Source organism: Micromonospora sp. NPDC003816 (genome assembly GCF_042874705.1).
Lineage (GTDB): Bacteria > Actinomycetota > Actinomycetes > Mycobacteriales > Micromonosporaceae > Micromonospora.
This window is the reverse complement of the sequence record NZ_JBIANP010000003.1, coordinates 140,041-162,381: the sequence shown is the minus strand read 5'-3', so window position 1 is coordinate 162,381 and position 22,341 is coordinate 140,041. Positions and strand designations below refer to the sequence as shown.

23 protein-coding genes are annotated in these 22,341 nt (G+C 73.2%); 6 read left to right on the top strand and 17 right to left on the bottom strand.

The annotated features are described in order from the left end of the window. Nucleotides 1-19 precede the first annotated feature (19 nt). The 11 genes from gatA to ACFYTT_RS11625 all read right to left on the bottom strand — a co-directional run bounded on the left by gatA (nt 20) and on the right by ACFYTT_RS11625 (nt 13,191). The gene (gene gatA, locus ACFYTT_RS11675; protein ID WP_131053692.1) at nt 20-1,495 is read right to left on the bottom strand and encodes an Asp-tRNA(Asn)/Glu-tRNA(Gln) amidotransferase subunit GatA; all 1,476 of its coding nucleotides are present in this window, start codon (nt 1,493-1,495) and stop codon (nt 20-22) included. Further along, on the bottom strand, nt 1,492-1,797 hold the full coding sequence (gatC, locus tag ACFYTT_RS11670) for an Asp-tRNA(Asn)/Glu-tRNA(Gln) amidotransferase subunit GatC (protein ID WP_088995614.1): 306 nt from the start codon (nt 1,795-1,797) through the stop codon (nt 1,492-1,494). Before gatC ends, gatA begins: the two co-directional genes overlap by 4 nt. 186 nt (nt 1,798-1,983) lie before the next feature. Next, nucleotides 1,984-4,434, bottom strand: a complete 2,451-nt coding sequence (locus ACFYTT_RS11665) for a putative bifunctional diguanylate cyclase/phosphodiesterase (RefSeq protein ID WP_387258843.1) — start codon at nt 4,432-4,434, stop codon at nt 1,984-1,986. 158 nt (nt 4,435-4,592) lie between these two features. Continuing rightward, entirely contained in the window at nt 4,593-6,728 is a 2,136-nt protein-coding gene (ligA, locus tag ACFYTT_RS11660; RefSeq protein ID WP_387258841.1) for an NAD-dependent DNA ligase LigA, read from the bottom strand. Nucleotides 6,729-6,811: 83 nt separating this feature from the next. Beyond that, nucleotides 6,812-7,816 (bottom strand): ADP-ribosylglycohydrolase family protein, encoded by a 1,005-nt coding sequence (locus tag ACFYTT_RS11655; protein ID WP_387258840.1) that lies wholly within the window; start codon nt 7,814-7,816, stop codon nt 6,812-6,814. Nucleotides 7,817-7,877: 61 nt separating this feature from the next. Then, nucleotides 7,878-8,249, bottom strand: coding sequence for a VOC family protein (locus tag ACFYTT_RS11650; protein WP_387258838.1), 372 nt, complete (start codon nt 8,247-8,249; stop codon nt 7,878-7,880). A gap of 36 nt (nt 8,250-8,285) precedes the next feature. Then, nucleotides 8,286-9,287 carry a methionine synthase gene (locus ACFYTT_RS11645; RefSeq protein ID WP_387258837.1) on the bottom strand — a complete coding sequence of 334 codons (1,002 nt, stop codon included), beginning with the start codon at nt 9,285-9,287 and terminating at the stop codon, nt 8,286-8,288. Beyond that, nucleotides 9,280-10,377 carry a tRNA 2-thiouridine(34) synthase MnmA gene (gene mnmA, locus ACFYTT_RS11640; protein ID WP_387258835.1) on the bottom strand — a complete coding sequence of 366 codons (1,098 nt, stop codon included), beginning with the start codon at nt 10,375-10,377 and terminating at the stop codon, nt 9,280-9,282. Before mnmA ends, ACFYTT_RS11645 begins: the two co-directional genes overlap by 8 nt. Before the next feature lie 111 nt (nt 10,378-10,488). Further along, entirely contained in the window at nt 10,489-11,664 is a 1,176-nt protein-coding gene (locus ACFYTT_RS11635; RefSeq protein ID WP_387258834.1) for a cysteine desulfurase family protein, read from the bottom strand. A gap of 49 nt (nt 11,665-11,713) precedes the next feature. After that, on the bottom strand, nt 11,714-12,364 hold the full coding sequence (locus ACFYTT_RS11630) for a class F sortase (RefSeq protein ID WP_176092909.1): 651 nt from the start codon (nt 12,362-12,364) through the stop codon (nt 11,714-11,716). Next, the gene (locus ACFYTT_RS11625) at nt 12,361-13,191 is read right to left on the bottom strand and encodes a DUF4397 domain-containing protein (protein ID WP_131057029.1); all 831 of its coding nucleotides are present in this window, start codon (nt 13,189-13,191) and stop codon (nt 12,361-12,363) included. Before ACFYTT_RS11625 ends, ACFYTT_RS11630 begins: the two co-directional genes overlap by 4 nt. A 229-nt stretch (nt 13,192-13,420) precedes the next feature. On the opposite strand from ACFYTT_RS11625, the gene ACFYTT_RS11620 reads away from it, so the two are divergent. Together ACFYTT_RS11620 and ACFYTT_RS11615 are read left to right on the top strand one after the other, a co-directional pair. After that, nucleotides 13,421-14,023, top strand: a complete 603-nt coding sequence (locus ACFYTT_RS11620) for an RNA polymerase sigma factor (RefSeq protein ID WP_176092908.1) — start codon at nt 13,421-13,423, stop codon at nt 14,021-14,023. Then, nucleotides 13,977-14,774, top strand: coding sequence for an anti-sigma factor (locus ACFYTT_RS11615; protein WP_176092907.1), 798 nt, complete (start codon nt 13,977-13,979; stop codon nt 14,772-14,774). The genes ACFYTT_RS11620 and ACFYTT_RS11615 overlap by 47 nt, the downstream gene beginning before the upstream one ends. Before the next feature lie 101 nt (nt 14,775-14,875). On the opposite strand, the gene ACFYTT_RS11610 is transcribed toward ACFYTT_RS11615, so the two are convergent. The 4 genes from ACFYTT_RS11610 to ACFYTT_RS11595 all read right to left on the bottom strand — a co-directional run bounded on the left by ACFYTT_RS11610 (nt 14,876) and on the right by ACFYTT_RS11595 (nt 18,025). After that, a complete protein-coding gene (locus tag ACFYTT_RS11610; protein ID WP_176092906.1) occupies nt 14,876-15,835 on the bottom strand; it encodes an electron transfer flavoprotein subunit alpha/FixB family protein in 960 nt (319 codons plus the stop codon). 12 nt (nt 15,836-15,847) lie between these two features. Beyond that, nucleotides 15,848-16,627 (bottom strand): electron transfer flavoprotein subunit beta/FixA family protein, encoded by a 780-nt coding sequence (locus ACFYTT_RS11605; RefSeq protein WP_131054632.1) that lies wholly within the window; start codon nt 16,625-16,627, stop codon nt 15,848-15,850. A gap of 190 nt (nt 16,628-16,817) precedes the next feature. After that, entirely contained in the window at nt 16,818-17,231 is a 414-nt protein-coding gene (locus tag ACFYTT_RS11600; RefSeq protein ID WP_131054631.1) for a hypothetical protein, read from the bottom strand. Continuing rightward, nucleotides 17,228-18,025 (bottom strand): GNAT family N-acetyltransferase, encoded by a 798-nt coding sequence (locus tag ACFYTT_RS11595; protein WP_387258831.1) that lies wholly within the window; start codon nt 18,023-18,025, stop codon nt 17,228-17,230. The genes ACFYTT_RS11600 and ACFYTT_RS11595 overlap by 4 nt, the downstream gene beginning before the upstream one ends. Nucleotides 18,026-18,065: 40 nt before the next feature. Between ACFYTT_RS11595 and ACFYTT_RS11590 the strand changes: the two genes are divergently transcribed. Genes ACFYTT_RS11590 through ACFYTT_RS11580 form a run of 3 tightly spaced genes read left to right on the top strand, consistent with a single transcriptional unit; the run spans nt 18,066 to nt 19,198 of the window. Further along, nucleotides 18,066-18,455, top strand: a complete 390-nt coding sequence (locus ACFYTT_RS11590; RefSeq protein ID WP_131054629.1) for a DUF202 domain-containing protein — start codon at nt 18,066-18,068, stop codon at nt 18,453-18,455. After that, on the top strand, nt 18,452-18,754 hold the full coding sequence (locus ACFYTT_RS11585; RefSeq protein WP_387258828.1) for a DUF202 domain-containing protein: 303 nt from the start codon (nt 18,452-18,454) through the stop codon (nt 18,752-18,754). The genes ACFYTT_RS11590 and ACFYTT_RS11585 overlap by 4 nt, the downstream gene beginning before the upstream one ends. A gap of 30 nt (nt 18,755-18,784) precedes the next feature. Beyond that, entirely contained in the window at nt 18,785-19,198 is a 414-nt protein-coding gene (locus ACFYTT_RS11580; protein WP_131054627.1) for a PLD nuclease N-terminal domain-containing protein, read from the top strand. 24 nt (nt 19,199-19,222) lie between these two features. Here the strand turns inward: ACFYTT_RS11580 and ACFYTT_RS11575 are convergent, their stop codons facing one another. Together ACFYTT_RS11575 and ACFYTT_RS11570 are read right to left on the bottom strand one after the other, a co-directional pair. Beyond that, nucleotides 19,223-20,845, bottom strand: a complete 1,623-nt coding sequence (locus tag ACFYTT_RS11575) for an acetolactate synthase (RefSeq protein WP_387258826.1) — start codon at nt 20,843-20,845, stop codon at nt 19,223-19,225. Between the two features lie 67 nt (nt 20,846-20,912). Then, a complete protein-coding gene (locus ACFYTT_RS11570) occupies nt 20,913-21,686 on the bottom strand; it encodes an enoyl-CoA hydratase/isomerase family protein (RefSeq protein WP_387258824.1) in 774 nt (257 codons plus the stop codon). 99 nt (nt 21,687-21,785) lie between these two features. Here ACFYTT_RS11570 and ACFYTT_RS11565 point away from each other — a divergent pair, with 99 nt between their 5' ends. After that, nucleotides 21,786-22,265, top strand: coding sequence for a DUF6232 family protein (locus ACFYTT_RS11565; RefSeq protein WP_131054624.1), 480 nt, complete (start codon nt 21,786-21,788; stop codon nt 22,263-22,265). Nucleotides 22,266-22,341 lie beyond the last annotated feature (76 nt).

The following is a 22,341-nucleotide window of genomic DNA, read 5'->3' as shown; positions in this document are numbered from 1 at the left end:
GGAGCCGCCCCGCACGGCGTCACAGCGTCGGCGGCGTGAAGGTGCCGACCGCGCTCTCCAGCGCGGCGGCGACCCGGTACATCCGGTCGTCGGCCATCGTCGGGGCCATCACCTGCAACCCGACCGGCAGCCCGTCGGAGAGACCGCACGGCACCGAGATGCCCGGGCCGCCGTACAGGTTGGTCGGGATGGTGTACAGGTCGGCCAGGTACATCTGGTACGGGTCGGAGGTGCGCGCGCCCAGCGGGAACGCCACGAACGGCGTGGTCGGCGAGATCAGCGCGTCGACCCGCTCGAACGCGGCGGTGAAGTCGCGGGTGATCAGCGTACGGACCTTCTGCGCCTGCCCGTAGTACGCGTCGTAGTAGCCCGACGACAACGCGTACGTGCCGAGCATGATCCGGCGCTTGACCTCGGGGCCGAAGCCCGCCTCCCGGGTCAGCGACATGACCTCCTCCAGCGACCGGTTGCCGTCGTCGCCGATGCGCAGGCCGAACCGCACACCGTCGAAGCGGGCCAGGTTGGAGGAGCACTCGCTCGGGGCGATCAGGTAGTAGGCCGGCAGCGCGTACGCGAAGTTCGGGCAGGACACCTCGACGATCTCCGCGCCCAGCTTCGTCAGCGCGTCGACGGCCTCGTTGAAGGCGGCCATCACGCCCGGCTCGGCACCCTCGCCGACGAACTCGGAGACGATGCCGAGGCGGACCCCGGTCAGGTCGCCGGTCGCACCGAGCCTCGCGGCGGCCACCACGTCCGGCACCGGGGCCGGGATGGAGGTGGAGTCACGCGGGTCGTGGCCGCCGATCGCCTCGTGCAGCAGCGCGGCGTCCAGCACCGTACGCGCGCACGGGCCGGGCGTGTCCAGCGAGGAGGAGAAGGCCACCAGGCCGTACCGGGAGGTCCCGCCGTAGGTCGGCTTCGCGCCGACGGTGCCGGTGACCGCGCCCGGCTGGCGGATCGAGCCGCCGGTGTCCGAGCCGATCGCCAGCGGTGCCTCGTACGCGGCCAGTGCCGCCGCGCTGCCCCCGCCGGAGCCGCCCGGGATGCGCCCGGTGTCCCACGGGTTGCGGGTCGGCCCGTACGCCGAGTACTCCGTCGAGGAGCCCATGGCGAACTCGTCCATGTTGGTCTTGCCGAGCATCACGGTGCCGGCGGCGCGCAGCCGCTGCACGATCGTCGAGTCGTACGGCGGGCGCCAGCCCTCCAGGATCTTCGAGCCGACCGTGGTCGGCACGCCCCGGGTGGTGAGCACGTCCTTGACCGCGACCGGCACTCCGGCCAGCGGGCCCAGCTCCGCTCCGGCGGCCCGCCGGGCGTCCACCTCGCGGGCGGCGGCGAGCGCACCCTCGGTGTCGACGTGCAGGAAGGCGTGCACCCGGTCGTCGACCGCGGCGATCCGGTCCAGGTGCGCCCGGGTCACCTCGACCGCCGAGGTCTCACCGGAGGCGACCAGCCCGGCGATCTCGGTGGCGGTGAATCTGGTCAGCTCGCTCACGATGCCACATCCTCGTCCAGGATCCGCGGAACGCGGAACCGCTGCTCCTCGGCGTCGGGCGCGCCGGACAGCGCCTCCTCGGGGGTCAGGCACGGCGTCACGACGTCCTCGCGGAGCACGTTGGTCAACGGCACCGAGTGCGAGGTCGGCGGGATGTCGGCGGCGGCGACCTCGCCCACCTGGGCGACCGCCTGGAGGATCACGTCGAGCTGGCCGGCGAAGGTGTCCAGCTCCTCCTCCGTCACGGCGAGCCGCGACAGTCGCGCCAGGTGCGCGACCTCCTCGCGGGAGATGGCGGCCATCGGTGCCCCCTTCGTGGCTGTCCTGCGTCTGCGTACGCCCACCGCGCGGCGTGCGACGCGACGCGCGGTGACCGGAGCGAGTCTATTGTTCCGCGCCCGGCCCGCCGTCCCCGGCTCCCCGGGGCGTCCGGCCCACCGACCCGGGGACCCGTCCGGGCGGCGGTGTCGCAGCGGCCCGGCCGAGGGTCACCGAGGGCTGCGGCGGGGTACGTCCGGCTCGTCGTGGCCGCCGAGCGGGCGCACCGGTCGGTACCGACCCAGCCAGGCGACCAGTTCCTCGGCCGGCATCGGTCGGGCGTAGAACCAGCCCTGCGCGGCGTCGCACCCGGCCGCGTGCAGCATCCGCCAGGTCTTCTCGTCCTCCACGCCCTCGGCGACCACCCGCAGCCCGAGCGCCTTGCCCAACTCGATCGTCGACCGGACGATCGCCGCGTCGTCGGAGTCCTCGGTCATCCCGAGGACGAAGGACCGGTCGACCTTCACCTCCGACAGCGGCAGCCGGCGCAGGTGTTGCAGTGACGAGTAGCCGGTGCCGAAGTCGTCCAGTGCGATGCCGACCCCGATCCGGTGCAGGCGGGTGATGGTGGTCAGGACGCGGCGCGGGTCGGCCATCAACGCACCCTCGGTGATCTCCAGTTGCAGCCGTTCCGGCGCCACGCCGTACCGGGTCAACCGGTCCGCGATCTGGTCGGCGATCTCGCCGGTGTGCAGGTCCCGCACGCTGACGTTGAGCGCCGCCCGCAGGCCCAGACCGGCCGCCGACCACTTGGCCAACTGCTCGACCACGTCGTCCACCACCCGACGGGTGAGCAGGCGCATCACCGCACTCTGTTCGGCGACCCGGATCAGTTCCTCCGGGTCGACCATGCCCCGGCGGGGGTGCCGCCACCGCAGCAGCGCCTCGACCCCGACCACCTCGCCGGTGGCGATGGCGACCTGCGGCTGGTAGTACATCGTGATCTCGCCCGCGTCCCCGGCCGGATCACCGCCGATCGCGGCACCGGCGAAGGGTGTGCCCTCGTCACCCGGCCGGTGGGCGCCGACCGGTCCGGACCACGGCTCGCCGGGGACCGCCGCCGGGTCGACGGGCCGGGCGGTCCGGCGCAGGATCGGGTCCGCGCCGGTCACGATCCGGGCGATCAGCTCGTCGTCGGAGGCGACCACCGGCGGCCGGTGACGACGACGGAACCACCGGCCGGCACCGCGCTGCCGCACCACCGGGTTCGCGGTCAGCGCCGCGCCGTCCCCGCCGCGCACCACCGGCGTGGTGTCCCCGTCCCGCGTCCCGGGTGCCTCGCCCGGGGTGTCGGCGGCGGAACGGGCCGCCGCGCCCGCGTCCAGCACCCGCCGCAGGTCGGCCAGCAGGCCCAACCGCTCGGCGGAGTTGTGGTCGGACTCCGCGGTGTAGACGGCGACCGTGTCGTTGCGGTGCTTGGCGTCGTACATGGCCACGTCGGCGTGGCGCATCAGGGTGGCGAAGTCCTCGCCGTGCTCCGGGTACAGGGCGATGCCGATGGAGCCGCCGACGTCCAGCGGCAGCCCGTCCAGCGGCACCGGCTCGGCGAGGACCCGCACCACCTGGTCGGCGAGGGCACGGGCCTCGGTGACGTCGTCCACCCCGGTCATCACGATGGCGAACTCGTCGCCGCCGAGGCGGACCACCAGGTCCGGCGCCGGCACCACATCGGTCAGCCGGGCGCTCACCTCGACCAGCAGCCGGTCGCCGACGGCGTGCCCGAGGGCGTCGTTGACGTTCTTGAAGCGGTCCAGGTCGATCAGGAGCAGGGCCAGGCGGGCGCCGGGCTCGCCGCGTGCGGCGCGCTCGGCGTGCCGGTGGACCTGCTCGTTGACCTCGCTGAGCAGCGCCTTTCGGTTGGGCAGCCCGGTCAGCGGGTCGAGGGCGGCGAGTTGGTGCTGTTCCACGGTGAGCCGGGCCATCCGGTAGACGGCGAACAGCGGCACCAGGACCAGCGGCACCAGGGCGGCACTGGCCCGCGCGGCGGTGACCAGCACCGGCGCGAGCAGCAGCAGGGACCCGGTGGAGAGCAGCTCGAACGGCAGGCCGTGGCGGGCGTTGGGCCACCACCGTTCGCCGAAGCGCAGTCGGACGGCCGTGGTCACCAGCCCGTAGTTCACCACGAACCAGGCCACCCCGGCCCCGCCGATCGCGGCGATGTCGGTCCACCCCAGACGGCCGCCGTCGAAGATGCCGCCCGGCCCGAGCCGGGTGACGGCGTACGCGGCGGCCAGCGCGCAGGCGTACTGCCCGGCGTTGAAGGCGACCCGCCAGGGGGTGTGCCGCATCCGGGCTCCGGAGACCAGCACGGCGACCGCCTGCACCGCGACTGCCGGGCCGAGACCCCAGCCGAGCAGGATGGCGAAGGTGAAGCAGGTCGACGGGAAGACCGCGGACGAGGAGGGCCGCCGGCCGGGCGGCAGGAACGGGCGCGCGTCGCAGGCGACGGCGAGCACGGCCATCGTCCAGAACGCCGCCGGCAGGTCGGGCAGCGTTCCGGCGAACGAGACCATCGGCCCGACGGAGAGCAGCACGGCCACGACCAGCACGAGGCCGACGAAGACCGAGAACGGCGCGGTGCGCCCGGGCGGGACGAGGTTGCGCGGATCGGGCGGCTCCATCACACCTCCCGCTACAGGACACGACGCGTGGGTTTACGCACCGTGTCCCCATGAAACGCCCTCGACGGCCGGAAACAAGGTACGACAGCCACGAATCGGTCGTAGTCGTAATTAAGTTGGTATCCGGGCGAGTCCCCGCAAGATCGGCAAGTGCCGCTTCACTCCTCGACGCGGGCCACCGCGCGGGCCGCCTCCGGGCCGGAGTCGAGCAGCACCTGGAAGCCCTCCTCGTCGAGGATCGGCACCTTGAGCCCGGCCGCCTTGTCCGCCTTGGACCCGGGATTGTCGCCGACCACCACGAAGCCGGTCTTCTTCGACACCGAGCCGCTGACCTTGCCGCCCCGGGACTGGATCGCCTCGGCGGCCTGGTCGCGCGAGTGACCGGACAGGGTCCCGGTGACCACCACGGTCACCCCCTCCAGCGGACGCGGGCCCTCCCCCTGCGCCTCCTCGGCCATCCGGACGCCCGCGTCGGCCCACTTGCGGATCACCTCGCGGTGCCAGTCGACGGCGAGCCACTCCCGGATGCTCACCGCGATGGTGGGGCCGACTCCGTCGACGGAGGAGAGTTCCTCCTCGGACGCGGCGTCGATCGCCTCGACCGACCGGAAGTGCCGCGCGAGTGCCTGCGCGGCGGTCGGCCCGACGTGCCGGATCGAGAGGGCCACCAGCACCCGCCACAGCTCGCGTTCCTTGGCGACGGCGAGGTTGTCGAGCAGCTTGACCGCGTTGCTGCCGAGGCTGCCGTCCTTGTTGACGAAGAACGGCGAGCGGGCCAACTGCTCGGCGTCAAGCGAGAAGAGGTCGCCCTCGTCGGTGATGACCTGCGCGTCGAGCAGCGCGGCGGCGCTTTTGTAGCCGAGCGCCTCGATGTCGAAGACCTTGCGCCCGGCCAGGTGGTAGACCCGTTCGCGCAACTGCGCCGGACAACTGCGCGAGTTGGGGCAACGGATGTCGACGTCGCCCTCCTTCGCCGGGGCGAGCGGGGTGCCACAGGCCGGGCAGACTGTGGGCATCACGAACGCCCGGGCGTCGGGCGGACGCAGCTCGACCACCGGGCCGAGCACCTCGGGGATCACGTCGCCGGCCTTGCGGATCACCACCGTGTCGCCGATCAGCACCCCCTTGCGCTCCACCTCGCGGGCGTTGTGCAGGGTCGCGTACGCGACGGTGGAGCCGGCCACCTTCACCGGCTGGAGCAGCGCCCGGGGCGTGACCCGACCCGTCCGTCCCACCTCGACCTCGATGTCGAGCAGCGTGGTGTTGACCTCCTCGGGCGGATACTTGAAGGCGATCGCCCAGCGGGGCGCCCGGCTGGTCGAGCCGAGCCGGCCCTGGATCGGCACCGGGTCGACCTTGACCACCACGCCGTCGATCTCGTGCTCCACGTCGTGCCGGTGCGCGGCGTAGTGCGCGATGTAGTCCCGGACGCCGGCCAGGTCGGGCACCACCCGCCAGCGGTCGCTGGTCGGCAGCCCCCAGGCCCGCAGCGCGGAGTACGACTCGGACTGGGTGGCCGGCTGGAAGCCGCGCCGGGCACCGATGCCGTGCACCACCAGGCGCAGCGGCCGGGACGCGGTGATCCGTGGGTCCTTCTGGCGCAGGCTGCCGGCGGCGGCGTTACGCGGGTTGGCGAACGGCGCCTTGCCCTGCTCGACCAGGCCCGCGTTCAGGTCGGCGAAGGCGGCGACCGGGAAGTAGATCTCGCCGCGCACCTCGATCAGCTCGGGGACCGGCCCGAACTCCGCCGAGTCGGTCAACCGGCCGGGCACGTCCCGGATGCTGCGCACGTTGGCGGTGACGTCCTCACCGGTGCGGCCGTCGCCCCGGGTCGCCGCCCGCACCAGCCGACCCGACTCGTAGGTGAGGTTGATCGCCAGCCCGTCGACCTTCAGCTCGCACAGGTAGGGCACCGGACCGCCGGCGTCCCGCTCGACCCGTTCGGCCCACGCCGCCAGCTCCTCGTCGGCGAACGCGTTGTCCAGCGACATCATCCGTTCGGCGTGTGCCACCGGGGCGAAGTCGGTGGAGAAGGTGCCGCCGACCCGCTGGGTCGGCGAGTCCGGGGTGCGCAGCGCCGGGAACTCCTCCTCCAGCGCCTCCAGCTCCCGCAGCAGCCGGTCGAAATCGGCGTCCGAGACGGTCGGCGCGTCGAGCACGTAGTAGCGGTACTGGTGCTCGGTCAGCTCCTGGCTCAGCGTGGCGTGCCGCTCCCGTGCCTGCGGGGTCGGCTCGGCACCGGCCGCCGCCTCCTGCGCCGCGCTGACCTGCTCGCCGATGGCTTCCTCGGACACCCCGCGACCTCCTGTGATGGGCACCCCGGCACGGTATCCGGCGGGTCGGACAGTTCACCGGGAACCCCACCGGTTCGTGCCGGTCAGCGCTGCCAGGCGGCGGCGAGGGCGGCGAGTTGGTCGGCGTACTCGATGCGACCTGCCCAGTCTGCGGGCCAGGCGGCGGCACCCACGGCGGCACCGACGAACGCCCCGGCGAGCGCGGCGATCGAGTCGGAGTCACCGGCGGTCCGCGCACCCCGGGTCAGCGCGCCCACCGGGTCGTCGGCGTGCCGGACGGCGCAGTAGAGCGCGGTCGCCAACGCCTCCTCGGCGATCCAGCCCTCACCGGTCCAGCGGCACGGGTCGCCGCCGTCGTCCGGGCCGGCGAGGGCCGCGTCGAGCCGGGCCAGCACCTGAAGGCACTCGTCCCACCCCCGGGCGATGAACTCCTGCGGCGTCCGCACGCCGGGGCGTTGCCAGAGGTCGCCGAGCCAGTCGCCCCGGTAGACCTCGCGCTGCTCGTGGGCCCGCACGGTGAGCCGGCCGGGCAGCTCGGCCAGCGCCGCGCCGTCGACCAGCAGCCGCACCGCGTACGCGGTCAGTTCGCTGGCCGCCAGGCCGGTCGGGTGCCCGTGCGTCAGTCCGGCCTGGAGCTGGGCCAGTCCGGCGACGGTGTCGAGGTCGACGTCGAGCAGACCGACCGGGGTGACCCGCATGTTCGCCCCACAGCCCTTCGAACCGGCCTGGGTCGCCTGCTGCCAGGGCAGTCCTCGGGACAGCTCGGCGCAGGCCCGCAGGCAGGTCATCCCGGGCGCGCGGTTGTTGTCCGGGCTGGCCGCCCAGGCCAGGAAGCGCTGCCGCAGCAACGGCTCGACGACCTCGGGCGTGTACGCGGACGCGTCGTGCAGTGCCCAGCCGACCGCGAGCGCCATCTGGGTGTCGTCGGTGACCAACGCCGGGTCGCCGACCAGTTCCCGGGGGCCGGTCGGGCCGTACCGTCGCTCGATCTCGGCCAGCGTGAGGAACTCGGTGGGCTTGCCCAGGGCGTCACCGTAGGCGAGTCCGAGGAGCGAGCCGGCGGCCCACCCGGGCACAGGACTGATCATGCTGGTGATCATGCCCGCTCGGGCGGGCCGGCGCGACGGCCGAATCTCCCACGCGCGACGGTCAGCTCTCCCAGCAGAGGCAGAACGGGTGTCCGGCCGGGTCGGCGTAGACCCGGAAGCCCTCGCCATCCCCCGGCAGCCGCCGCGCGCCCAGGGCCAGCGCGGCCCGCTCGGCGACCTCGATGTCCTCCACGGTCACGTCGAGGTGGAACTGTTGCGGCCGTTCCGGGTCGGGCCAGGTCGGTGGGCGCAGGTCGGGTGCCTGCTGGAACGCGATCCGGGGTTGGTGGCCGGGATGTCCACCCAGCACCACCCACTCGTCGCCGTCGCAGTCCTCCTCGATCAGCGGCAGGCCGAGCAGCTCGGCGTAGAAGCCGGCCAGGGCGCGCGGGTCGGGGCAATCGATCACGGTGGAACGCAGTCGTCCGATCATGCCCGGCTTGCTGCCCCCGCGCAGCGCGCCGAAACCTCACTCCTCGACGATTCGGCGCCCCGCGTCGCGGCAGGCGGACAGGACCGCGCGGACGTACGCCGGGGTGGCGCCCGCCAGGCCGCACGCGGGCGTGACCACCACCTGCCCGGCGAGCCGGCGACGCGGGAAGCCGAGCCGGTCCCACAGGGTGCGGACCCGGTCGGCGACCTGGGCCGAGGTCGGTGCGCGACCGGCCGGGGCGGTGCCCGGCGCGGCACCGGCGAAGAGGCCCAGCCCGGCGTCGACCGCCTCGCCCAGCGCGTCCAGGTCGGTGACCAGGTCCAGGTCGAGGGCGACGCCGGCCGCGCCGGTGGACCGGATCAGGTTCAGCGGTACGTCCGGGGCGCAGCAGTGCACCACGGTCGGTACGCCGACCGCCTCCACCACCGTGCCCAGCAACGCCCGCGCGTCCTCCGGCTGCACCGCCCGGTACGTGCCGAAGCCGCTCTCGGTGGGCACCCGACCGGCGAGCACCGCCGGCAGCGACGGTTCGTCCACCTGGAGCAGGACGGTGGCCCGGGGTACCCGGCGGGCCACCGCCGCCACGTGCGCGCGCAGCCCCTCGGCGAGCGAGCCGACCAGGTCGCGTACCGCACCGGGGTCGCGCACCATCCGGCCGCCGATGGGCAGCTCCACCGAGGCGGCGAGGGTGAACGGACCGGGTGCCTGCACCTTGATCGGGCCGGCGTACTCCTCGGCCTGTTCGGCGAGCTGGTCGAGGTCGCGTTCCATCAGGTCCCGTGCGCGGCGCAGGTCCCGGCCGGGGCGCAGGGCCACCCGCCACCGCGCGGCGTAGAGCTCGACCGGCAGCTCGACCAGCAGGCCCGCGCCGCGCCCGATCATGTCCGCGCCCGGGCCACGGGCCGGCAGCTCCGGCAGGTGGGGCAGGGCGGGCAACTCACCGAGGACGATCCGCTGCGCCTCGGCGATGTCGGTGCCGGGCAGCGACCCGATGCCGGTCGCCGCGCCCGCGGGCCACGGCCAAACCTGATCACTCACGGCCGAAGGGTACCGGTCGGTCGGTGATCGTGGCGGAGCCGAGCACGATGTCGCCGGCCGGGTCGGGGCGGTACGCGACGATCGCCTGACCGGCGGCGACCCCCCGGACCGGCTGCCGCAGGTCGGCACGGAACGTGTCGGCGTCCACGGTGACCTCGGCCGGCACCACGAGCCCGTGCGCCCGCAACTGCACCTCGCACTCGATCGGGGCGTCCGGACGCGGGCCGCCGGTCCAGACCGGGCGGGCGGCACGCACCTCGGCCACCTCCAGCGCCTCGGCCGGCCCGACGGTCACCGTGTTGGTCGTCGGCGTGATGGAGAGCACGTACCGGGGTCGCCCGTCCGGGGCCGGGCGGTCCAGGTGCAGCCCGCGCCGCTGACCCACGGTGTACGCGTACGCGCCGGCGTGCGTGCCCACCACCGCACCGGTGGTGGCGTCGACCACGTCGCCGGGCGTCTCGCCGAGCCGCTGGGCCAGGAAGCCCCGGGTGTCGCCGTCGGCGATGAAGCAGATGTCGTGCGAGTCGGGCTTGTCGGCCACCGCCAGGCCCCGGTCGGCGGCCTCCTGCCGGACCTGCGCCTTCGTCGAGTCACCGAGCGGGAAGATCGAACGGTCCAACTGCGCGCGGGTGAGCACGGCCAGCACGTACGACTGGTCCTTGGCGAGGTCGACGCTGCGCCGCAGCAGGCCGTCCGGGCCGAGTCGGGCGTGGTGGCCGGTGACCACGGCGTCGAAGCCCAGGGCCACCGCCCGATCCAGCACCGCGGCGAACTTGATCTTCTCGTTGCAGCGCAGGCACGGGTTCGGGGTACGCCCGGCGGCGTACTCGGCCACGAAGTCGTCGACCACGTCTTCGTGGAACCGGTCGGCCATGTCCCACACGTAGAACGGGATGCCCAGCACGTCGGCGGCGCGGCGCGCGTCCCGGGAGTCCTCCAGGGTGCAGCAGCCCCGCGCTCCGGTGCGATAGGTCTGCGGGTTGCGGGCCAGCGCCAGGTGCACACCGGTGACGTCGTGACCGGCCTGCACCGCACGCGCCGCCGCCACGGCGGAATCCACACCGCCGGACATCGCCGCCAACACCCTCACCCGGACCACGCTCCCTTCCCGCGAAGCCTATCTCCGTACCGCCGGGCGGCGGTCTCCCCCCGTCCGCGCCGGGCCGGCGTCGAAGCCGGTCCGACCGCCGAGCGTGCTACGTCAGCGCGGCGTCCGCAGCGCCGCCGCCCGCCGGGCCCGGTCGACGGCCGCCGGCAGGGCGGCGATGAGCGCGTCGACCTCCCCGGCGCTGCTGGTGTGGCCGAGCGAGAAGCGCAGCGAGGAACGGGCCCGGTCGTCGTCGGCGCCCATCGCGAGCAGCACGTGCGAGGGCTGCGCCACCCCGGCGGAGCAGGCCGAACCGGTCGAGCAGGCGATGCCCTGGGCGTCCAGCAGGAGCAGCAGCGCGTCACCCTCGCAGCCGGGGAAGGAGAAGTGCGCGTTGCCGGGGAGCCGGTCCGTCGGGTCGCCGTTGAAGACCACCTCGGGCACCGCCTGCCGCACCCGGTGGACCAGGTCGTCGCGGAGTGCGGCGACCCGGGTGGCGTACTCCTGCTGGCCCTTGACCGCCGCCTCGACGGCGACCGCGAAGGCGACGATGCCGGCGGTGTCCAGCGTGCCGGAACGCACGTCGCGTTCCTGGCCGCCGCCGTGCAGCAGCGGCACCGCGGCGACGTCCCGGCCCAGCAGCAACGCACCGATGCCGACCGGCCCGCCCAGCTTGTGACCGGTCACGGTGAGCGCGGCGGCACCGCTGGCGGCGAAGTCGACCGGCACCTGGCCGACCGCCTGGATCGCGTCGGTGTGGAACGGAACGCCGTACTCGGCGGCGACCGCGGCCAGGTCGGAGACCCGCTGGACGGTGCCGACCTCGTTGTTCGCCCACATCGCGGTGACCAGGGCCACCCGGTCGCCGTGCGCGGCCAGTTCGGCGCGGAGCGCGTCGGGGTGCAGCCGACCCGTGCCGTCGACCGGCAGGGAGCCCACCTCGGCGCCCTCGTGCGCGCCCAGCCAGTCCACCGCGTCGAGCACCGCGTGGTGCTCGACGGCGCTGGAGACCACCCGGGTCCGCCCACCGTCGGCGTCCCGGCGCGCCCAGAAGATGCCCTTGACCGCGAGGTTGTCGCTCTCCGTACCGCCCCCGGTGAAGATCACCTCGGACGGCCGGGCACCCAGCGCGGCGGCCACCCGTTCCCGCGACTCCTCGACCCGCCGCCGGGCACGCCGACCGGACGCGTGCAGGGAGGACGCGTTGCCGACCTCACGGGCGGTCGCGACGTACGCCTCCAGTGCCTCGTCGAGCATCGGAGTGGTCGCGGCATGATCCAGGTAAGCCATCACGGTTCAGCCTAACGACCGTGCCCGCCTCGACCGCAGGCCGGAGTGGTCACGCCGGAACCGCCGTCACCACGATGTTGTCGCGATACCTGCGGGCCTGGGCGTCGAACGGTCCGCCGCACGTGATCAGCGTCAGCCGGGGCCGGCCGTCACGGGCGAAGTAGCGCTCCAGCGGGATCTTCGTCTTGTCGTACTCCTCCCGAGCGACGACCCGGTAGTCGCGTGGCGTGTCGTCGGCGCCGGTGACCGTGAGCGTGTCGCCCGGCGCGAGTTCCCGCAGTCGCCAGAAGGCGCCCCGGCCCTGCTCCGCGCTGTCGACGTGGCCGGCGATCACCACCGAACCGGCGTCGGCCTCCAGGCCGGGACCGAAGCGGTACCAGCCGATCCGGTCCACGCTGGGCGGCACGTCGAACTCGCCGCTGCGCGCGTCCACCCCGACCGGCTCCACCCGTGCGACGACCTCGATCGCGGGGATCCGCAGGCGTACCGGGGGCACCGGGGTCTCCGCGTCGGGTAGCCCGCCGGGGCGTACCGCCACGCTCGGCGCCACGGCCGACGGGGTCGGACTGGCCAGTGCGGCGGCCTGCTCGGCGCCGACACTTCCCGACGGACGGGAGGCGACGGCCACCACGGCGGTCACGGTGAGCGCGGCGGCGCCGGCGGCGAGTGCCGCCAGCGCCGCCCGGTTGACGACGCTCACCGGCGACCCGAGACGGTGCCGGCCACCCGGACGCCGCCCAGCACCAGCAGCAGCACCCCGACACCCGCCAGGACGTACCAGCCGGTGGTGAGCCCGGTCCCGGCCTGGCCGCCGGTGCCGCTGGGCACGCCGGAGGGGGCCGAGTGCAGCCCGGTGATGGTCTGCGCCACGATGTCCAGGTTCTCGCCCTCGGCGGAGCCGATGGCGTAGACGATCGTCGCGGTGCCCTCGCGCAGGTTCAGGTCGGCGGGCCCGATCACCACCGTGTCGGTGCCGGCGAGCACCACGTCCGCCGAGACGCTCCCCGCGTCCACGTCGCCCTTGGCCTCGTTCGGGTTGGTCAGGTCCTCGAAGACCGGCGTGCCACCGGCCCGTACGTCCACCGCCGGAGCGGCGGCGGTGTGCCGGACGATCAGCCGGGCCTTGCCGGCGTCCACCTTGGCGGTGTCGTTGACGAACGGCGTGATCTTCGGCTTGCCCTCGGCGTCGAGGTGGGCGGCGAGGCTGAGGTTCGCCCCGCCCGGCACCTCGGCGTCGTCCACGGTCAGGATGGCCTGCCCGATCGGCTCGCCCGGCTTGGTCAGCGCGAGGTCGTACCGCCCCTCGGCCAGGTCCAGCGGACCCGCCACGTCACCGGGCTTGAATCCCTCGAGCGTCTTCTCGCCGTTGACGTAGACGTCGACCGGGGTGTCCGGGATGCCGTGCACGACGGAGACCTTCGAGGTGGCGGCGTAGGCCGGGGTGGCGGTGGCGACGCCGGCGGCGACGAAGGTCAGCGCGGCGACCGCGCCGCCTGCCGCGACCCGACGAAGGTACGCGAGCTGCATGTCTGCCTCCTGATGGTTCGTACTGGTTCGTTGGTGTTGCTGACATCCCGAGTTACGCCGGTACGCCGTCGCCTGGATGCGCCGGGATTCGACTTTCTTTTCTTCCTCTCCACCGCATCCGGCGGGGCGGTCCCGAGCGAAGAGACATCGAGGAGCCGCTGGGTCGACAGAGGGGACAGCGCCGGTGAGAGCTACAGTCGGGCATGCCCCCAACCAGGCGACCTGTCCCGTGAACGGGTCCCGGCACGAGCCGGGGACACCCGAGGACGACCTCGCCGACCGGTTCCGCCACGGCGACGAACTGGCATTACGCGAGGCGTACGACCGCTACGGCCGTGCCGTGTTCCATCTGGCCACCAGCACCCTGGTCAACCGCAGCGACGCGGAGGACGTCACCCAGGCCACCTTCGTCGCCGCCTGGCTCGGCCGGGACACCTTCGATCCCGCCCGGGGCTCCCTGGTCGGCTGGCTGCTCGGGATCGCCCGGCGCAAGGTGGTGGACCGGCTGCGGTCGGTCAGCCGGGACAACCGGGTCACCGAGGCGGTCCGCCAACTGCCCGAGCCGGTCGCACCCGGCGTGGACCCGGACGTCGTGGTCGATCGGCTGGTGGTCGCCGACGAGCTCGCGCGACTCCCCGCCGACCAGCGACGCATGCTGGAGCTGGCCTTCTTCGACGATCTGACCCACCAGCAGATCGCGGCGGTGACCGGTGTGCCGCTGGGTACCGTCAAGAGTCACATCCGACGGGGCATGGCGAGCCTGAAGCGCAGATGGGAGGTGGACGGTGCCGCACCTGGAGCACGATCGGCTGGTCTTTCTGGCACTCGGTGAGAGCGAGGCGGAGGACGTCGACCGCACCCACCTCGACGGCTGCCCGCACTGTCGTGGCGAGTTGGAGAACCTGCGGCACGTCGCCGGTCTCGGTGCCGCCACCCAGGGGCTGCGCGACCTGCCCGATCCGCCGGAGCACCTCTGGCAGGGCATCACGTCCGAGATCCGGGCCGCGCAGGACCTGCCCGGGCTGACCGCCGACGCGCGGCGACGCGCGCCCGGTCCGCGTACCGGCGACACGTCGGCGGCCCCCGGCCGCCCGGCGGTCACCGGCGGAGGCCCGGCGGCACGGGGCCGGCGTGGCCGGGTGCCGCGCTGGCTGGCGACCGCGACCACGGCGGTGGCCGCCGCCGCCGTCGGGGTGGTCGGCACCGCGGTCGTGCTGGGCGGCGGCGCGACCGACCCGGCGCCACCGGCCCAGGCGGTGGTGGCCAGCGCCCGACTCGACGCGTACGGCAGCACGCCGCCACAGGCCCGTGGGGACGTGCGGGTCCTCGACAGCGGCGAGCTTCATCTGCATGTGGCGAATCTCCCGGCCGTGTCGGGGTACTACGAGGTCTGGCTCATCGACCCGCGCACCATGGAGATGTTCTCGATCGGCGTGCTCGGCACCGGCAGCGAGGTGCTGTTGCCGCTCCCGCCCACCGTCGACCTGGGGAAGTACTCTGTTGTCGACGTCTCCGCCGAACAGTTCGACAACGACACCGCCCACTCCGGCGACAGCCTGTTGAGGGGCTCCTTGACGGGCTGATCGGCGGGCCGGATCAGCTCCCCGGCCCGCCGATCAGCTCCCTCGGCGCAGACGACGAAGCCGCCGCCCGGTCTCCCGGCCGGCGGCTTCGTGCTCACGTCTCACTTGCGCTTGCGGATCTCCTCGGCGGCCTGCGGCACGATCTTGAACAGGTCGCCGACCACGCCGAAGTCGGCCAGCTCGAAGATGGGCGCCTCGCCGTCCTTGTTGACGGCGACGATCGTCTTCGAGGTCTGCATGCCGGCCCGGTGCTGGATCGCACCGGAGATGCCGAGCGCCACATAGAGCTGCGGGGCGACGGTCTTGCCGGTCTGACCGATCTGGAACTGGTGCGGGTAGTACCCGGAGTCGACGGCGGCCCGGGAGGCGCCGACGGCGCCGCCGAGCAGGTCGGCCAACTCCTCGACCAGCGTGAAGTTGTCGGCGTTGCCGACACCACGACCACCGGAGACCACCACGCCGGCCTCGGTGAGCTCGGGGCGCGAGCCCTTCTGCTCGGCCACCCGGTCGACGACCCTGGCCAGCTTGTCGGTGTCGCCGACGGTCACCGTGAGCTGCTCCACCGCCGGGGTGGCGGCGGCCGGGGCCGGGGTGACCGAGTTCGGCCGGACGGTGACCAGCGGCAGGCCACGGGTCACCTTGGAGGTGACCACGGTCGAGCCGGCGAAGGCCACCTGGGTGGCGGTGCCGTCGGCGGCCAGGGCCACCACGTCGGTCAGGATGCCGTTGTCCAGCTTGACCGCCAGCCGGGCGGCGATCTCCTTGCCCTCCTGTGAGGAGGCGAGCAGGACGGCGGCCGGCTGGACCCGCTTGACCAGGTCGGCGACCACGGTGGCCTTGGGCGCCACCAGGTAACCGTCGATCTCCTCACCCTCGGCGGCGTAGATCTTCTCCGCGCCGTACTCGCCCAGCTTGCCGGCGAGCGCGTCGGCGGCACCGGCGCCGCCGAGCACCACCGCCGCCGGAGTGCCCAGCTCGCGCGCGAGGGTGAGCATCTCCAGGGTGACCTTCTTGACGCCGAACTCCCGAGTGGCTTCGACGACGACGAGAACCTCAGACATGTCCCACACCCCTCACACGAACTTCTCGGTGGCGAGGAACTCGACCAACTGGGCGCCACCGGAGCCGTCGTCGGTGACCTTGACCCCACCGGAGCGCGGCGGACGCTTGCTGTGCTCCAGCACCGTGCTGGTCGCCCCGGCGAGGCCCACCTCGTCGGCGGCCACGCCCAGGTCGGCCAGGCCCAGCGTCTGCACCGGCTTCTTCTTGGCGGCCATGATCCCCTTGAACGACGGGTACCGGGGCTCGTTGATGGTGTCCCAGACGGAGACCACGGCCGGCGTCGAGGCGGTGACCACCTCGTAGCCCTCCTCGGTCTGCCGCTCCACGGTCAACGTGCTGCCGTCGACGGTGAGCTTGCGGGCGCCGGTCAGCGCCGCCACCCCCAGCCGCTCGGCCAGCATGTGCGGCAGCACCTGCACCCGGCCGTCGGTCGACTCGGCGCCACAGAGCACCAGGTCCGCGCCGAGCTGGCCCAGCGCCGCGGCCAGCACCTTGGAGGTGGCCACCGCGCAGGAGCCGTGCAGCGCGTCGTCCACCACGTGCACCGCCTTGTCCGGCCCCATCGACAGCGCCTTGCGGATCGACTCGGTCGCCCGGTCCGGACCCATGGTCAGGATCGTCACCTCGCCGCCGTGCGCCTCCTTGATCTTCAACGCCTCTTCGATGGCGTATTCGTCCATCTCGTTGATGACGTTGCTCGCCGAACCGCGGTCGACAGTGTTGTCGTCAGTTCGCAGGTTGCGGTCCGCGCCCGAGTCGGGCACCTGCTTGACGAGTACGACGATGTTCATCGCGCTTCGACGACCCTCCTGCTGTGGTGGTGTGCTCAATCGCCCTGGTCTGGGGCGCAGCCTTGCGTGTCTGTTGCCGTCAGGTCAACCGTGGGCTGCTGTGCAGTTGCCCACGACGCGATGTTACCTGTCGGTAGCATCGGCTTCCCCGCGCGACCGGCGTGACGCAGCTCACCGGAGGCATCACCGGTCAGGACGCCCCGCCCAGGACGTCCCTGATCCGACCGATCGCCTCGGCCTCCGCCGGGCTGACCCCCTGGTGGGCGCGGGCGGTCCGGTCCGCGGCGGCCAGCACCACCTCGCGGTAGACCCCGACGTCCTGCGGCGCCTTCTCGGTGAGGATGCCGACCGCCCGGCGCAGCGCCGGCAGCACCACCGACTCGATCTCCAGCGCCGAGTCGCGCGGCAGCCTCGGCAGCGGCCCGCTGGTCAGCGCCTCCTTCACCACTCCGCTGGCCTCGGAGATCGCCCCGGAGGCGGCGAAGCTCTCCCGGAACACCGCCAGCAGGCCGGGCTCGGCGTTCGAGACCATGAGGACCGCGCCGAAGGCGCCCGTCTTGAGGGTCAGCTTCTCCTCGTCGGTCAGCCGCTGCGTCATGATCACGGAGTGTAGACGTAGGGCGTGGTCGTGGTGACCGCGACGAGGCCGAGCCGCTCCAACAGCGGACGGCTCTCCGCACCGGCGTCGACCTGCAACAGCGTCCGGTCGCGCTGACCGGCGGACCGGGCCCGGTAGGTGACCAGCGCCCGGTGGATCCCCTGACGCCGCCACTGGGGCCGGGTCGAGCCGCCCCAGAGCGTGGCGAAGGTGCTCTCCGCCGGATACCGCACCCAGCCCGCGCTGACCAGCGTCCCGTCCGCCTCGGCCACCACCACGGTGATCGACTGCGGGTCGGCGTCGATCTCCCGGGCCAGCCCGTCGGCCAGGCCGGACAGGTCCGCACCCCAGAGTTGCGTCTCCAGCTCCGCGATCCGCTCCAGGTCCGCACGACCGGTCACCTCACGCAGGTGCACGCCCTCGGGCACCACCGGCAACGCGGAGGCCAGTGGCGCGACCGGCCCCACCATGACGGACTCCTCCGACTCCGGGACGAACCCGGCCGTGCGCAGCCGCTGCGGCAGGTCGGCCGGCTCGTCGTGACCGTGCAGCTTCCACTCCACCGGCTCACCTCGCTCGACGGCGGCCGCCACCTGTCGGGCGATCAACCCGTCGAGCTCGGTGCCGGTCAGACCGCCGAGATCGCGATAGGTCACCAGGCACCGGCTGTCGAGCCCGCACACCCGGAACACCGGACCGTCCCGCTCCACCAGGACCCCGTCCGGCACCGGAGCGGGCAGACCTGGCCGCAGATGGGTGTCGTACGCCGTACGCAACGTGATCGCGTCAAGATCCGTCATGTTTCCAGTTATGCCCGACCGGAACCGGATAATCACCTGCGTGTGGCAGTTGATCAAGAATTGGTTCGACCCGCAGGAGATGCGGTCGGTGGGGCACACCCCCGACTACCGCTTCTCGCTGGCCAACGAGCGGACGTTCCTGGCCTGGCTGCGTACCGGGCTGGCACTGATCGCCGGTGGGCTCGCCGCCGCGCAGTTCCTGCCGGAGATGCCGGCGTCCTACCTGCGCGAGGTGATCTCGGTGGCGCTGCTGCTGCTCGGCGGCGTGGTCGCGCTGCGGGCGGTGGACCACTGGGCGCGCAGCGAACGCGCCATCCGGCTCGGCAGGGAACTGCCCGCGTCCCGGTTCCCGGCCGTGCTCGCCCTGGTCGTCGCGCTCGGCGCGCTGCTGCTCACGGTGGCGGTGCTGGTGGGTGCGGTGGGCCGATGAGCGCGACCCGCGACCCCGGACTGCAACCCGAACGGACCCGGTTGGCCTGGCGACGCACCGCGCTGGCGATGACCGTGGTGGTGCTGCTGGCCGTCCGGCTCGCCCTCACCGGCGGCCCCGCCGGGGCACTGCCGGCCGCGCTGGCCGTGCTCGGCTGGGTGGCGGTCGTCACGCTCTGTTGGCGGCGGAGCAGCACCGTCGGCGCGGCTGCCCGCGGCGGTCGTACGCTCGCCCTGGTCGGGCTGGGGACGGCCGGATTCGCCCTGCTCGGCGTGCTGCTGGTGCTGCGCGGGGTGTGACCATCCCGTCGGGTAGGACATGATGGGTACATGGCCCGGCTGTACATCCTCCTCTTCGTGGTGCAGGTCGTCCTCGCCGTCTGCGCCCTGATCAGCTGCCTCTCCGCCGAGGAAGACGACATCCGTCACCTACCCCGGATCGCCTGGGTGCTGATGATCCTCTTCGCCCCGCTGATCGGCTCGATCGCCTGGTTCGTCGCCGGGCGCGAGCGCAAGGCCGACGGCGGCATGTTCTCGACGGGCGGCCGACCCACCGAACGGGGCCCGCAGCGACCGCTCGCCCCGGACGACGACCCCGAGTTCCTGCGCTCGATCCAGGAGCGGTCCCGCAAGGAGGACCAGGAACTCTTCCAGCGCTGGGAGGAGGACCTGCGGCGGCGCGAGGACGACCTGCGCCGACGCGAGGGCGACCCGCCGCGCGAGGAACCCCGCCCCGAGGTGTGAACCGGCCGGGGCGGGGTACCGCGCTCAGGCCAGGTTCGAGGAGCGGGGGTACGCGTCGGCCGGGTCGGTGAGCACGTTGACCAGGTACGGCACTCCCGCGTCGAACGCCCGCGCCAGGGCCGGACCCAGATCGGCCGGCTTGGCGACCGTCTCCCCCGCCCCGCCGAGCGCGCTCACCACGTGGTCGTACCGCAGCTCGGGCTGGAGGTCGGCGGCGACGTCGTAGCCGTACATGGCCCGCATCGGGTGCTTCTCCAGACCCCAGATGCCGTTGTTGCCGACCACGATCACCACCGGCAGCTTCTGCCGGACCAGGGACTCGACGTCCATCAGCGAGAAGCCGGCCGCGCCGTCGCCCATCAGCACGCAGACCTGCCGGTCCGGGTGGGTGATCCGGGCCCCCATCGCGTAACCCATGCCGGTGCCGAGGCAGCCGTACGGGCCCGGGTCGAGCCAGGTGCCGGGCTGGGCCGGCTCCAGGTAGCGCCCGGCGTACGAGACGAAGTCGCCGCCGTCGCCGATGGTGACCGCGTCGCAGGCGAGGACCCTGCGCAGTTCCCCGTAGACACGGGCGGGCCGGATCGGGTCCGTCTCGGCGGCCATCTCCTCGGCGTCGCGGGCCTTGGCGGCGTCCTCGGCGGTGCGCAACTGCGCCACCCAGTCCGCGTGGTCGGCCCGGTCGCCGGTGTACTCGGCGAAGGCGGTGAGCACGGCCCGCAGGTCACCGGCGGGAGCGACGGCCGTCTCGACGTGCGAGGCGCGCTGGCTCGGCGCGTCCACCACGTGCACCACCTTGGCGTCACCGAAGTCACCGAAGGAGAGCCGGAAGTCCAGCGGGGTGCCGACCACCACGACCACGTCGGCGCCGGAGAGCGCGACCCGGCGGGCCTTGGCGAAGGCCAGCGGGTGCTCCGGCGGCAGGGCGCCCCGACCCATGCCGTTGGTGAAGACCGGCACGGTGAGCGCCTCGGCGGCGGCGCGCAGCGCGTCCACGGCGTCACCGGCGTACACGTCGGAACCGGCGACGATGACCGGACGGGCCGCACCGGCGATCAGCCGCGCGGCGGCGGCCACCTCGTCGGGGTCGGCCTCGACCGGCTCGACGCCCGTCGCCGTCAGCAGCTCGGCGTCGCCCACCGAGAAGATCGCCTCCAGCGGGAAGTCGAGGAAGACCGGCCCCCGGTGCGGGGTGAGCGCGGTGCGCAGTGCGGCGGCGACGGCCCGGGGGATGTCGTCGGCGGTGAACACCGTCTCGGCGTGCTTGGTGACCGGGGCGACCAGCGGCAGGTGGTCCATCTCCTGGAGGCTGCCCGAGCCCCAGCGGAACTGCGGGGCCCGGCCGCCCATCACCAGCACCGGCGAGGCGTTGAAGTACGCGCTGGTCAGGCCGGACACTCCGTTGGTCACGCCCGGTCCGGCGGTGAGTACGGCCAGGCCGGGGCGACGCTGGAGCTTCGCCACCGCCTCGGCGGCGAAGACGGCGGACTGCTCGTGCCGCACGTCGTAGATCGGGAAGTCGGACTTGTACGCGGCGTCGTAGAGCGGGAACACGTGCCCGCCGGAGAGGGTGAACATCTCCCGCACCCCGTACGCGCGCAGCGCCGCGAGTGCGAGTTCCCCGCCGTGCCCCTCGATCCGCTCCGTCATTCCCGCTCCTTCTCGTCGGCGACCGGAGTCACACGCTACTGGCCGGTAGCTGGAATGTGAACCATCTTCATCGACCGGTGAAGTCCGGCTTCCGCTTCGCCACGAACGCCGCCATACCCTCCCGCCGGTCGTCGGTGGCGAACAGCGCCGCGAAGAGCTGACTCTCCCAGGCCAGGGCGGAGTTCAGGGCCATGTCCAGGCCGCCGTCCACGGCGAGCTTCGCCGCCCGCAGCGCCTGCACCGGGCCGCGCAGGTACGGCTGCACCAGCGCCACCGCCGCGTCGTAGACCTCGCCGGCCGGCGCGACCCGGTCGGCCAGACCGATCCGCAGCGCCTCGGACGCGTCCACCATCCGACCGGACATGATCAGATCCTTGGCACGTGCCGGCCCGATCAGCCGGGCCAGCCGCTGGGTGCCGCCGGCACCGGGAATGATGCCGAGCTTGATCTCGGGCTGGCCGAGCTTGGCGTCCTCGGCCACCACCCGCCAGTCACAGGCCAGCGCCAGCTCGCAGCCGCCACCGAGGGCGTACCCGGTGATCGCGGCCACCACCGGCTTGGGGATCCGGGCGATCGCGCCGAGCGCGCTGGACAGGTCGGCCGCCCGCTCGGACATGTCCACGTAGGACATGTCGGCCATCTCCTTGATGTCCGCACCGGCCGCGAACACCTTCTCCCCGCCGTACACGATGACCGCGCGGACCTCGGGGTCGGTGGTGGCGGCCGACGCGGCGGCCCGCAACTCCTCCTGCACCTGGGTGTTGAGCGCGTTCATCGGTGGCCGGTCCAACCGGATGGTGCCGATGCCGTCCCTGGTCTCCAGCCGCACGAACTCACCCACGCTGACCCTCACTTCCTCGTTGAAGTCCGTGCCAACCTTACGGCGCACCTGGTCGGACACGTAGTCTGGCCGCCAGTCCCACCACCCGGAGTTCCCGCGATGGTCACGTACTACGACGACAGGTCCGTACAGGTCACCTCACGCGCCGTCACCGTCGACGGTGACTCGTACCCGCTGACCGAGATCAGCGAGCTCTGGCACCACCGGGGCACCCTGTCCTGGCGGGTGCTGGCCGGACGTGGCGCCCTCGGCGCGGCGATGATCGTCCCGCTGGTCTTCGCCGTCATCGGCATCGTCATCGGCATCTGGCTCGACCGGTCGCCGACCGTCACCGTCGCCATCATCGGCACCTCGGTGCTGATCGGCCTGGCCGCCGGGCCCATCGCCGACCAGCTCTTCGAGTACTTCGACCGCTCGTACGCCCGGGGCAGCCGCCAGCGGGAGGTGTGGATCCGCTGGCGGGGACACCCCGTCCGGCTGCTCCAGACCCCGGACGCGCTGCGCTTCGGGCAGATCTACCGCGCCGTGCAACGGGCCATGGAGGCGAACGAACCGGCCCGCCCGCCCCGCCGTCGTTGACCGGGCCGACCTCCGCATGAGGCGACGCTGACCTCCGCGTGACAGACACGGAACGCCCGGAGGTGGTTAGGCTTAG